Raw genomic sequence first — 12,372 nt, forward strand, 5'->3', positions numbered from 1 at the left:
GATGAGCGATTGGAAACCAAAGCGGTTCTGGAAAACAGCGACGGCAACAACCTGTGAAGGCGGGTTCACCGTTGAACTGGACAGCCGCAGCGTGAAAACCCCCGCCAAAGCCACGTTGATCGTGCCGACAATGCCAATGGCCGAAGCCATTGCCGCCGAATGGGACGCGCAGGGCGAAACGCTTGATCCGGCGACGATGCCCATCACCCGCGGTGCAAATGCCGCCATTGACAAGGTGCGCACACAGCACGCCGAGGTCGCCGAGATGCTGGCGGAATATGGCGATAGTGATTTGCTGTGCTACCGCGCCGCCGGACCGGATATGTTAATCGCGCGGCAGGCCGCCGCTTGGGATCCGATGCTGGAATGGGCCGCCGCGACATTGGGTGCGCGGCTTGCTGTCGGGCAAGGCGTGATGCATGTCGCCCAAGACCCTGACGCGCTGGCGGTGCTGCGCGCCGAAGTATGCGCCTTTGATGAATTTGCACTGGCCGCTGCCCATGACCTTATCAGTATTTCAGGGTCGCTGATTCTCGGGCTTGCGGTCGTTCGCGGTAAGGTTGAGCCCGATACCGCCTGGCTTGTCTCGCGCGTTGATGAACATTGGCAAATCGAACAATGGGGCGCGGATGAAGAAGCTGCCGACAACGAGGCGATCAAACGCACCGCATTTTTGGATGCGGCACGGTTTTACAAGCTTTCGCGCAGCTAGGGAATTGTCCTGCAGATACGCAAATATTTGAGAAAACCGCCCTTTTGCCCGTATCAATAGAGAGTTTTCCGTATGTTAGTCTTGACGTTAATAACCGATTCCGCACAATCTACCCAGATTGAGAAGGTGCAAGCCTTCTTATTCATCACACCGTCCGTCAGGGCGGGATAAAAAGACCGCCCTCAATGTTGGGGCGGAAACTCAGGAAGAGGTAAAAATGAAAAAAACCGTATTCTTCGGCGCGCTGACTGTAGCTGGCTTGGTTGCTGGCGCGGCTTCTGCGGCGACACTTGACGACGTGAAAGCACGTGGCTCGCTGAACTGCGGCGTGACAACTGGTCTTGTCGGCTTTGCCGCACCGGACGCTGATGGTAACTGGCAGGGCTTTGACGTTGGCGTTTGCCGCGCTGTTGCAGCTGCCGTTCTTGGCGACCCGGACGCAGTTGAGTTCGTGCCAACAACTGGCCAAACACGTTTCACTGCGCTTGCATCTGGCGAAATCGACCTTCTTGCTCGGAACACAACATGGACAATGAGCCGTGACGTTGACCTGAAGTTCGAATTTGTTGGCGTAAACTACTATGACGGCCAAGGCTTCCTTGTCCCCAAAGCGCTTGGCGTGACATCAGCGACAGAACTGGACGGCGCGACTGTTTGTATCCAAACCGGTACAACAACAGAGCTGAACCTTGCTGATTACTTCCGCACAAACGGCATCAGCTACGAGCCAGTGCCGATTGAAACAAACGCTGAAGGCCAACAGCAGTACCTTGCCGGTGCTTGTGACGTTTACACAACTGACGCATCAGGTCTTGCTGCGACACGTGCGACGTTTGAAAACCCAGGCGACCACGTTCTGCTGCCAGAAATCATCTCAAAAGAGCCACTCGGCCCGCTTGTTCGCCACGGCGACAACGAATGGGGTGATATCGCACGCTGGACATTGAACGCGCTGATCACAGCTGAAGAGCTGGGCGTGACTGCTGCAAACGCTGCGGAACTGTCAATGGAGCCAGGCAACAACCCAGAAATCAACCGTCTGCTTGGCACCGAAGGTGAACTGGGCGCGATGCTGGGTCTGGAAGCTGACTGGGCGAAAAAAGCCATCATGGCTGGCGGCAACTACGGTGAGCTGTTTGAAAACAACATCGGTGAAAACACTGCAATCGCTCTGGCCCGTGGCCTGAACGCACAGTGGACTGATGGTGGTCTGATCTACTCTCCACCTTTCCGCTAGGATCTGAAAACGGTGAGGGGCTCGGGTAAAACCGGGCCCTTTCCCAAAATGGCGATCACGCTCAATAAAAATTGCGCACCCTGCACGCGAAGACAGTCGGATCAACCGGCGCGCGCGTGACTGATATCGGGGCGCACCGGGAGATAAATTCATGTCGACGTTGACCGACCCGCCGAAGCCGGGGTTTCGGCTAAGCCAGCTTATTTACGATACACGCTATCGCTCAATCACCATTCAGGTCATCGCGCTTGTGCTGATTGTTGGCGCGCTGTGGTGGCTGGTAAATAACACCGTGAACAACCTGAACGCATTGGGTAAGGACTTTAATTTCGGGTTCCTTAGCAGTGCCGCAGGCTATGACATTAACCAGACGCTGATCGAATATAACAACCAGATGTCGCACGGGCGTGCAGCAATGGTCGGTATTCTGAACACGCTGCTTGTGGCCTTCATGGGCTGCGTTTCCGCACTGGTGATCGGGGTTTTCGTTGGCGTGCTGCGCCTGTCCAAAAACTGGGTCGTCAGCCGCCTGATGGCGGTCTACGTCGAAGGTTTCCGCAACGTGCCGCTGCTGATCTGGATCTTGCTGATCGGCGCGGTGATGTCCGAAAGCATGCCGCAGCCGCGCGATTTCCGCGGAGAAGATGCGACCACGAGCATGATCCTTGGCGATAGCGTTGCTGTCACAAACCGCGGGATCTGGATTCCGCGTATCGGCTTTACAAATTCCATCAGCGGCGAAGAAGCTGTTGCCCCGATCGAAGGCGCAACGCCTGTGGCATCGGGCGGTGCCGATTGGTTGCTGGTCTTGGGGACGTTTGCGCTTAGCCTGATTGCGATGCGGTTTGTGCGCATGCGTGCTGACAAAATTCAGCACGCAACGGGCGAACGCCCCAAAACATGGTATCAGCTGATGGGCTTGTTCTTTGTCCCCGTCGGCATCGTTCTTTTTGCTTTGGGTGCACAAATTGTGACGCCCTACCTGAAAGGCTTCAACTTTACCGAAGGCACGCATCTGCGGAATTCCTTGATCGCGCTTTGGGTGGCTTTGTCGCTGTATACGGGTGCATTTATCGCGGAAATCGTGCGCGCCGGTATTCTGGCCGTATCCAAAGGCCAGTCAGAGGCGGCCGCAGCACTGGGCTTGCGTCCGAACCGCACGATGAACCTTGTGATTCTGCCGCAGGCGTTGCGGGTGATCATTCCACCGCTGATTTCGCAGTTCCTGAACCTGACCAAAAACTCGTCTCTTGCGATTGCCGTGGGTTACATGGATGTGCGCGCCACGCTTGGCGGTATCACCATCAACCAAACGGGCCGCGAGCTTGAAGGGATGCTATTGATGGGTGCTTTCTATCTTGCCCTGTCACTGCTGATTTCTGGCGGCATGAACTACTACAACCGTTCAACTCAACTCGCGGAGCGCTAAGATGTCAGATACTCCTGTTACTTACGTTCGCAAGGAAATGCTGGGCCAAAAGGCCCCGCCAACATCCGAAGTCGGGCCGGTGCGCTGGGTACGCGAGAACCTGTTCTCGTCTCCCATGAATGCTTTCCTGACGATCCTGTCGCTTTATGCGATCTACGTCGTGGTTAGCCATGTTGGACCGTGGCTGCTGAACGGGATTTGGGATGCGGAATCGCTGACCGAATGTCGCGAAATCATTGCGGCAACCGGCGATGGTCATCATTCGGCGGCCTGTTTTGGCGTGATTTCTGCGCGCTGGCACCAGCTGGTGTTCGGCTACTACCCGTCCGAGCTATACTGGCGGCCGATCTTGGCCTTGGTAGTTTTCCTTGTCGGGATTTCGCCGGTGATGTTCCCGTCGCTGCCGCGCAAGCTTTATATCGTGACTTTGGCTGCACCTTTGCTTTGCTTCTGGCTGCTATGGGGCGGGTCCATCTGGTTCCCTGTCAGCATCGCGCTCGGGTTTGGTGTTGGCGTCGTTGCGCATAAATTGCTTGACGAAAATGTCAGCGCGCTTGCGGCGATTATCGGCGCGATTGTCCTGCCTTTGTTGTTCTGGCTTTATCTTGCCGGTCCAATTGCATCTGGGCTGGATAGTGTCATTCCGCTGGGCATCGAATTTGTGCCGTCGCGGTCATTTGGTGGCTTTATGCTATCCATTGTGATCGGGCTTTCGGCGATTGTGATTTCGCTGCCTTTGGGGATTTTGCTGGCGCTGGCGCGCCGGTCCGACCTGTTCATCATCAAAACCTGCGCGGTTGTCTTTATCGAAGTCATCCGTGGCATCCCGTTGATCGTGTGGCTGTTCACAGCGCAATTGCTGCTGAACTACTTCTTGCCACCAGGCAGCAGCTTTGACCTGACCCTGCGCGTGATCATCATGGTGACCCTGTTTGCATCGGCTTACATCGCCGAGGTGATCCGTGGCGGTCTGGCCGCATTGCCAAAAGGACAGTACGAAGGCGCAGACAGCCTTGGTCTGAACTACTGGCAGTCCATGCAGCTGATTATCTTGCCGCAGGCGCTGAAAATCTCGATCCCGGGAATCGTGAACACCTTTATCGGGCTGTTCAAAGATACAACGCTGGTTGTGTTCATTGGTCTGTTCGATCCGCTTGGCATTGCCAGCGCGATCCGTGCCACGACCGAATGGAACGGCATCTACTGGGAACTCTTCCTCTTTATTGGCATCATGTTCTTCATCTCTTGCTTCAGCATGGGCCGTTACTCACTTTACCTGGAGAAAAAACTCCAGCGTGAACACCGCTAAGGAGACCTGACAATGGTTGAACTCACACAAGAACGCACCGTTGATCGTAGCCACATGCAGGTCTCGGATGAGGTCGCGATCGAAATCCGCAACATGAACAAATGGTACGGCACCTTCCACGTGCTCCGTGACATTGACCTGACCGTGCAACGCGGTGAGCGGATTGTTATCTGTGGCCCGTCAGGGTCCGGCAAATCGACCCTGATCCGTTGCATCAACCGGCTTGAAGAACACCAAGCCGGTGACATCATCGTGGACGGGACCGAACTATCATCCGATCTGAAAAACATCGACAAGATCCGGTCAGAGGTTGGCATGTGCTTTCAGCACTTCAACCTGTTCCCGCATCTGACGATTTTGGAAAACTGCACGCTGGCACCTATCTGGGTCCGTAACACGCCCAAGAAAGAAGCCGAAGAAATCGCGATGCACTTCCTTGAAAAGGTGAAGATCCCCGAGCAGGCCAACAAATACCCTGGCATGTTGTCAGGTGGTCAGCAGCAGCGTGTGGCGATTGCGCGTTCATTGTGCATGAAGCCACGCATCATGCTGTTCGATGAGCCGACATCAGCGCTTGATCCCGAAATGATCAAAGAGGTGCTGGATACAATGATCGAGCTGGCCGAAGAAGGCATGACCATGCTTTGCGTGACCCACGAAATGGGCTTTGCCCAAGCGGTGGCGAACCGGGTCATCTTTATGGACCAAGGTCAGATCGTTGAACAAAACGAACCGACCGAGTTCTTTAACAACCCGCAATCGGAACGGACGCAACTGTTCCTCAGCCAGATCATCGGCCACTAAAAACAAAGCCCCGAGGGAAACCTCGGGGCTTTTTGCTTTTGGGGTGGTGGCAGGTTTCTAGGCCGCCCCGCCCGTCGTCCCAATCAGATCGCGTGGCACGATGAAATCGACGCAGGTGCCACTGTGGCGTTGCATGGCCGCCCAGTCGGGGATGTTGAAATCAATCACCGTGGTGGCGCAGGTCGGGTAGCCCGTGAACCTTGCGTGGTCGGGTGCTGTGTCGACCAACATATTCGCCAACATCCCGATCCCCGGATTATGCCCGATTAGGGCGACTGTCGTCACGCTCTCGCGGTGGATGGTGTCCATCAGCGTGTCAGGGGCCGCGTGGTAGAGCGCGTGCATCAGGCGCAGCTTCGGCGGCGCAGGCAGGGCCGCGATAATCAGATCGGCTGTCTGTGCGGTCCTGCGCGCGTCTGAGCAAAGGATCTCGTCGGGTTGATAGCCCTTGTCGGCCATCCATGCGCCAATCGCTGTGGCCGAGGCCAGCCCGCGCGCGTTCAACACCCGCGCATGATCATCCGAAAAAGGATCATCCCAGTTGGATTTCGCGTGGCGGATCAGGATCAAACGCAATGTCATAGGGGGCGTTCCAAAATATGTGTTAGCGGCGATGCCACAGGCGCGGCATTTGGTTCGGGTTCACCTCACCGCCAGCTGTTGCTTCGAACCGCAGAGTGTCCGCCGTGCATTCAAACCAGCCAATCCCGCCGCCACCCATTCCGGTGGCTGAATCGAACGGGATTTCCATTGTTTGCCCCAAGACATCCGCCGATCCGACAAGCGTATAGTCATCCACAGCGGCGATAAAGGCGTTGTCAGCCGCATCAATCCGTCCCGCGCTATAGCCCACGACCTTGACGCTCATCACCGGGATATCCGGAATCGCGATGCTTAGGGTCATGTCGTCAGCAAGCAGCGTAAACATCCCGTCGGGCAGGATTTCCATTGATACCTCGCCATTGGTGGGCGTTGCGGTGCCTTGCATCTGAACCGACATCATATCGGCAATATCACGCAGATCGGCGATCCATGTGCCGACCATGCAGTCGTCGACAGCGGCATGTGCTGGCGCTGAAAACAGTGTCGCGGCAAGGCAGACAGTCATTGAAAAACGTGTCATGGCGGCTCCAGAATTATACTATTTCAAGACAATGATACCACGCCGCCAACACGACCCAAAGTCAGGTTTTCATGGCTTTTCGTAGCGGATGATCGATCCGGCCCCATGTTCGGTAAACAGCTCAAGCAGGCTTGCATTCGGCAGGCGCCCGTCAAGGATCACCACCGCGCGCACACCTTTTTCCAATGCATCAAGCGCAGTTTCCGTTTTGGGGATCATGCCGCCGGCGATGGTGCCCTGGGCAATCATATCGCGCACCTGGTCGGGGGAAAGCTGTGTGACAACGTTGCCATCGGCGTCTTTCACGCCGGATACATCTGTCAGCAGCAACAGGCGGTCGGCCTTGAGAGCGCCCGCAATCGCACCGGCTGCGGTGTCACCGTTGACGTTAAATGTTTCCAGAAAATCCATGCCTGTCGCAACAGGGGCGACGACCGGAATAATGCCTGCGGTAAACAGATCGCGCAGCACCTGCACGTTCATTTCAACAGGGCGGCCCACAAAGCCCAGTTCCGGATCGTCGGCCTCGGCAACCATCAGGTCGTCGTCTTTGCCAGACAGACCAACCGCGCGCCCGCCTTCATCCATGATTGCTTGCACGATGCGTTTGTTCACAAGACCCGTCAGAACCATTTCAACCACCTCGACGGTCGCCTGATCGGTCACACGCTTGCCACGGATGAATTCGGATTTGATGCCCAGCTTGTCCAGCATTTCATTGATCATCGGGCCACCGCCGTGCACGACCACAGGGTTCATGCCGACCTGTTTCATCAGCACGATATCGCGTGCGAATTGCGCCATTGCATCCGCATCGCCCATCGCGTTGCCGCCAAATTTGACCACCACAATCGCGCCGGAATAGCGCTGCAAATAGGGCAGGGCCTCGGACAGGGTGCGGGCGGTTGCGATCCAGTCACGGTTCATGTCTTGGGTCCTTGCTTTCATGATATACCTGCAATGATTGCGCGTAGGGTCGGGATGCCGTCGCCCTTTTCCGAAGATGTCAGGATCAGTTCGGGGAATGCGGCGGGGTGTTTGGCCAACGCCGCACGGGTTTTCGCAAGCGAAGCTTCGAGCGCGTCGCCGCGCAACTTGTCGACTTTGGTCATGATCACCTGAAACGTCACCGCGGATCGGTCCAGCAGCGACATGATTTCTTCGTCGACGGCCTTGGCCCCGTGGCGCGCATCAATCAATACAAAGACGCGGCGCAGAGTTGGCCGGCCCGAAAGATAGTTTTTCAGCAGACGCTGCCACTTTTCGACAACCGCAACAGGGGCATTCGCAAACCCGTATCCGGGCAGATCGACGACATAGATGTCGCCTGCGGTGAAATAGTTGATTTCTTGTGTGCGGCCTGGCGTGTTGGATGCACGCGCCAGCCCTTTGCGACCGGTCAGCGCGTTGATCAATGATGACTTGCCCACGTTCGAACGTCCGGCAAAGCAAATCTCCATCCGGTCCGCTGGTGGCAGCCCGTCCATCGCAACCACGCCTTTGACAAACGTGGTCTCGCCCGCAAAAAGCAGCCGCCCCGTTTCCAGTTCTGCGGGTTCCGGGGCCTTGACCTCGGGAAAGCGCATTTCCATCTCAACTACCTCGATCTTGTCGGTTGGATACACCTATACCGCCGTAGCGCACGGCGGCATAGATGCCAAACATCCGTAATGGATAAACGCTGGGCGCCGTTGCGCATTGGCCCCAGCTATTTGCGCGGTGCTGCGTCTGCTTTTTTCTTGCGGCGCAAGCTGGATTTGATGTTGCCAAACACATCCGGTTTTGCGCCGTGGCTGCGCATAATCGCGTATTGCTGGATGAACGTGATCACGTTGTTGGCGATCCAGTACAGCACGAGCCCGCTGGCGAAATTGCCCAGCATGAACATGAACACCCAAGGCATCCATGCAAAGATCATCTGCTGTGTGGGGTCGGACGGGGCCGGATTCAGTTTTTGTTGCAGCCACATTGATACGCCAAGGAATATCGGCAGGATGCCCAGCGACAGCAGTTGCAGCGGGCCCAGATCAGGTGCCGCAAATGGCAGCAGGCCAAAGAGGTTAAAGATAGATGACGGGTCTGGCGCGCTGAGGTCCGTGATCCAGCCGATCCATGCGGTGTGGCGCAATTCGATCGTGACAAAAATCACCTTATAAAGCGAAAAGAAGATAGGGATCTGCAACAGCATCGGCAAACAGCCGGATGCAGGGCTGACCTTGTTATCCTTGTAAAGCTTCATCATGCCTTGCTGCATGGCTTGCTTGTCGTCACCGGTTTGCTCTTTGAGCTTTTCCATTTCTGGCTGCAATTCTTTCATACGTGCCATCGACACATAGGATTTATAGGCCAGCGGCAGCACCAGCGCCTTGAGCGTGATGGTCAGCGCGATAATCGCCCAGCCCATGTTGCCGATCAGCCCATGCAATGTGTGCAACAACCAGAAAATCGGCTTGGTCAGGAAAAAGAACATGCCCCAGTCGATGCTGTCGATAAAGCCGCTGACACCTTCTTCGTCTTCGTAGTGCTTGATGACTTCCCATTCTTTTGCGCCGGCAAAGAAACGGGTCGTGTTGGAATAGGTTTCACCGGCGGCAATGGTTGCAACCGGCATCACGGCCTCGGCCTGAAACAGGTCGCGACGTTCATAGTATTTAGATGTCGACCGGAACGGCGCGGATTGCGCGGGGATCAGTGTTGTCATCCAGTAGTGATCGGTAAAGCCGATCCAGCCGGAGTCTGTGGCTTCAAGCCGTTCGGCGGGCACACCTTCGCTGGCGTGAATTTCGAAATCCTGAATGTCGTCATAGTCGGTTTCTTTAAGCTCGCCATCGGTCATGCTGACCAGACCTTCGTGGAGAATAAAGAATTTTTTCAGATCTTCGGGGATACCGTGGCGGCGGATTAGCCCATAGGGGCGCGCGGCGACCGCTTCGGTGCCATTGTTGGTGACCGACTGCGTGAACGAGAACATGAATTCGTCATCGACCGCGATTTCGGTGCGGAACACCTGACCAACGCCATTGTCCCACAGCAGTGTGACAGGGGTGTCAGCGGTCAGTGTGTCACCGGTTTCCAGTGTCCAGATTGTTTCCGGCGACGGCACGTTTTCTGTGGCGATGCCATTCGCAGCGGCCCAGCCGAACGCGGCGTAATAGGCGCCTGCTTCGCCTTCAGGGCGCAACAGCTGGACGATGGGGGAATCTTCGGTGTTTTCGACGCGGTATTGCGTCAGTGACAGCGTATCAATCCGCCCGCCACGCAGCGAAAGCGAACCTTCGAGCGTGTCAGTCTTGATCGCAACGCGTGGGGCAGGGGTTTCTGGCGCGGCTGCCTCGGGGGCGGTTGTTGTGGTCGCGGCTTCTTGGGTCGCGGGCAGTGCAGGATCGCTCGCGGCGATGGCCGCCTCATCCGTAAGGCTGACGGGTGGATCTTCGGGCGGGGACAGGTATGTCCAGCCTAGGATCACCAAAAAGCTAAGCAGCGTTGCCAAGATGAGGTTTTTGTTCTGGTCGTCCATGCGAAACCACCCATATTCCCATAAAAATCTGAAGGCCGTTCAACCCGTCAGGGTCGCAAAGGTCAAGAGCTATTCAGGAAATAGGGGCGGAATGCGACAGTTGTGATCGATATCGCAGCCGCAAACCGGCGTGTTTCTAGTTCTTGGCAAGATTCTGGTAGTAAACGCGTGTACTTTGAAAGACGGCGATCAGGCGGGGATCATTGACAGCGAGCCGTTCAACCTGCTTTGCAAAAGCATCTTCGTCCTGGCCATAGAATGATTTTGCCGCTGCCTCGTGGGGGGCGACACGTTTGCTGGATTGGTTCATAACTACTTACTTTCTGACTGACTACGCCACAACATTACCCGTTCAAGGCGGTAAAAATGAGGCGGCAATAAGGAGTATGGATTCAAATTTAATCATTAAACTCAAACGAGTTTAGGCTTCTTGCCTGTCTTAGCAAGTCTTATGAAACATGTCGGTCCGCGATTGCAACCACAAGTGCGCGTGCGGCAACTTTGGCGCGGAAATCAGCGCGACACACAATCATTTGATGCAGTTGAGCGCGTCAAATTGTGATAAATAAATATTGCCTGTCAGCGATTTTAAAAAGTGTTGATCACGCAGCCGGTCCATTACGGGGCCTTTTACCTCGGACAGATGCAGCTTTACGCCCATTTCATCCAGCCGTGTATTGATCGTTTCAAGCGATTCGAGCGCGCTGAAGTCAATGTCGTTCACGGCTGAACATTGCAAAATCACATGGCGCAACGCCTTGTCACTGGCGACACGGTTTTGCACGCAATCTTCCAGAAAACGGGCGTTCGCGAAATACAGGCTTTCGTCCACGCGCAAGGTTACAACACGCGGGTCGGTTTGCACCTGATGGCGTTTGATGTTGCGGAAATGCTGGGTGCCGGCAATCAGACCGACCTCGGCGATATGGGGGCGCGACGACTTGTACAGATGCAAGAGGATCGACAGGCCGACCCCAGCCGACACACCAATTTCCACGCCCAAGCCCAGCGTCAAAATAATTGTGGCCAGCACGGCGGCAAAATCGGCGAAGGAATAATGCCATGCGCGCTTGAGAATGCTGAAATCGACAAGGCTTAGCACAGCGACAATGATCGTGGCCGCTAGGGTTGCCTTTGGCAGAAAGAAAATCAACGGAGTCAGTGCAAGCGCGGCGATCGCCAGCCCGATGGCGGTGAATGCCCCTGCCGCGGGGGTTTCTGCACCCGCATCAAAGTTCACAACAGACCGCGAAAACCCGCCCGTGACCGGAAAGCCACCTGTAAAGGCCGCGCCGATATTGGCGGCACCCAATCCGATCAATTCTTGGTCGGGGTCGATGCGTTGCCGTTTTTTGGCGGCCAATGTTTGCGCGACTGAAATAGATTCCACAAAGCCGATGATCGAGATCAGAAAGGCAGGTAGCAGCAGTTGCCCCAGCAATGTCGGCGAAAATGATGGCATTGTCAGGGGCGGCAGGCTTTGCGGGACGTCACCGACGATTTTGACCCCCCGAGCGTCCAGACCGAACAGCCAGACTGCAACAGTGGTTGCGATGACCACAACAACCGGCCCTGTTTTCACCGCAATACCTGTGAGCCCCGCGCCCAGCCCCAGTTTTTGCAACGCAGGTCTTAACCCTTTGCGGACCCAAAATAAAAATGCGGTGGCCGTGATCCCGATCAGGGCGGTGGTCCCGTTGGTTTCGGGTAAATGTTCGAAAAGTGACAGCCCGAGGTCTAAGAGGTTGTGCCCATGCGCATCAATGCCAAGAATGTGCTTGATCTGGCTGGCCGCGATGATGATCCCCGAGGCCGTGATGAACCCCGAAATGACCGGATGCGACAGGAAATTCGCGATGAACCCCATGCGGAAAATGCCCATCGCCAGCAGCATCGCGCCGGACAGTGCCGCCAGCGACAATGCGGCAACCGCGTAACCCATCGTGCCTTGTTCAACGATATTGCTGAGCGCCGCCGCCGTCATCAGCGACACCACGGCCACCGGCCCCACGGCAAGCATACGGCTGGTCCCGAACACGGCATAAAGCATGATCGGCGCGATCGATGCATAAAGCCCCGCCTCGGGCGGCAGCCCCGCCAAAAGCGCATAGGCAAGAGATTGCGGGATCAACATGATCGTCACGATCACCGCGGCAATCAGGTCGTTCGCAAGCGTCGCACGGGTATAGGTTTTGCCCCACGTGAGGATAGGCAGAAAACGGGCAATGGGCATATTGGGGC

12 protein-coding genes are annotated in these 12,372 nt (G+C 56.1%); 5 read left to right on the forward strand and 7 right to left on the reverse strand.

Annotation, left to right across the window (positions count from 1 at the left end; translation table 11 throughout):
* The first annotated feature begins 1 nt into the window (after position 1).
* From BM320_RS00220 to BM320_RS00240, 5 genes are all read left to right on the forward strand, one after another.
* On the forward strand, positions 2-712 hold the full coding sequence (locus tag BM320_RS00220; RefSeq protein ID WP_090194892.1) for an ATP12 family chaperone protein: 711 nt from the start codon (positions 2-4) through the stop codon (positions 710-712).
* Positions 713-929: 217 nt separating this feature from the next.
* Positions 930-1,949, forward strand: a complete 1,020-nt coding sequence (locus BM320_RS00225; protein WP_090194893.1) for an amino acid ABC transporter substrate-binding protein — start codon at positions 930-932, stop codon at positions 1,947-1,949.
* Between the two features lie 151 nt (positions 1,950-2,100).
* Complete coding sequence (locus BM320_RS00230; RefSeq protein ID WP_090194897.1) at positions 2,101-3,378, forward strand: amino acid ABC transporter permease; 1,278 nt, start codon at positions 2,101-2,103, stop codon at positions 3,376-3,378.
* A gap of 1 nt (position 3,379) precedes the next feature.
* Positions 3,380-4,687, forward strand: coding sequence for an amino acid ABC transporter permease (locus BM320_RS00235; RefSeq protein WP_090194900.1), 1,308 nt, complete (start codon positions 3,380-3,382; stop codon positions 4,685-4,687).
* A gap of 12 nt (positions 4,688-4,699) precedes the next feature.
* Positions 4,700-5,491, forward strand: a complete 792-nt coding sequence (locus BM320_RS00240; protein ID WP_090194903.1) for an amino acid ABC transporter ATP-binding protein — start codon at positions 4,700-4,702, stop codon at positions 5,489-5,491.
* 57 nt (positions 5,492-5,548) lie between these two features.
* Here BM320_RS00240 and BM320_RS00245 read toward each other — a convergent pair whose 3' ends face one another.
* The 7 genes from BM320_RS00245 to BM320_RS00270 all read right to left on the reverse strand — a co-directional run bounded on the left by BM320_RS00245 (position 5,549) and on the right by BM320_RS00270 (position 12,364).
* Positions 5,549-6,073: a SixA phosphatase family protein gene (locus BM320_RS00245; protein ID WP_090194906.1), complete on the reverse strand. Its 525-nt coding sequence runs from the start codon at positions 6,071-6,073 to the stop codon at positions 5,549-5,551.
* A 22-nt stretch (positions 6,074-6,095) separates the two neighbouring features.
* Positions 6,096-6,614: a hypothetical protein gene (locus BM320_RS00250; protein ID WP_090194909.1), complete on the reverse strand. Its 519-nt coding sequence runs from the start codon at positions 6,612-6,614 to the stop codon at positions 6,096-6,098.
* Between the two features lie 69 nt (positions 6,615-6,683).
* Complete coding sequence (gene argB / locus BM320_RS00255) at positions 6,684-7,541, reverse strand: acetylglutamate kinase (RefSeq protein ID WP_207496825.1); 858 nt, start codon at positions 7,539-7,541, stop codon at positions 6,684-6,686.
* 17 nt (positions 7,542-7,558) lie between these two features.
* The gene (gene yihA / locus BM320_RS00260) at positions 7,559-8,206 is read right to left on the reverse strand and encodes a ribosome biogenesis GTP-binding protein YihA/YsxC (protein ID WP_090194914.1); all 648 of its coding nucleotides are present in this window, start codon (positions 8,204-8,206) and stop codon (positions 7,559-7,561) included.
* Positions 8,207-8,322: 116 nt separating this feature from the next.
* Complete coding sequence (gene yidC / locus BM320_RS00265) at positions 8,323-10,131, reverse strand: membrane protein insertase YidC (RefSeq protein ID WP_090194917.1); 1,809 nt, start codon at positions 10,129-10,131, stop codon at positions 8,323-8,325.
* 136 nt (positions 10,132-10,267) lie between these two features.
* Positions 10,268-10,441, reverse strand: a complete 174-nt coding sequence (locus BM320_RS16320; protein WP_165614961.1) for a hypothetical protein — start codon at positions 10,439-10,441, stop codon at positions 10,268-10,270.
* Positions 10,442-10,660: 219 nt separating this feature from the next.
* A complete protein-coding gene (locus BM320_RS00270; RefSeq protein WP_090194919.1) occupies positions 10,661-12,364 on the reverse strand; it encodes a SulP family inorganic anion transporter in 1,704 nt (567 codons plus the stop codon).
* Between the last annotated feature and the right edge of the window lie 8 nt (positions 12,365-12,372).

It is taken from the genome of Yoonia tamlensis (genome assembly GCF_900115105.1).
GTDB lineage: Bacteria > Pseudomonadota > Alphaproteobacteria > Rhodobacterales > Rhodobacteraceae > Yoonia > Yoonia tamlensis.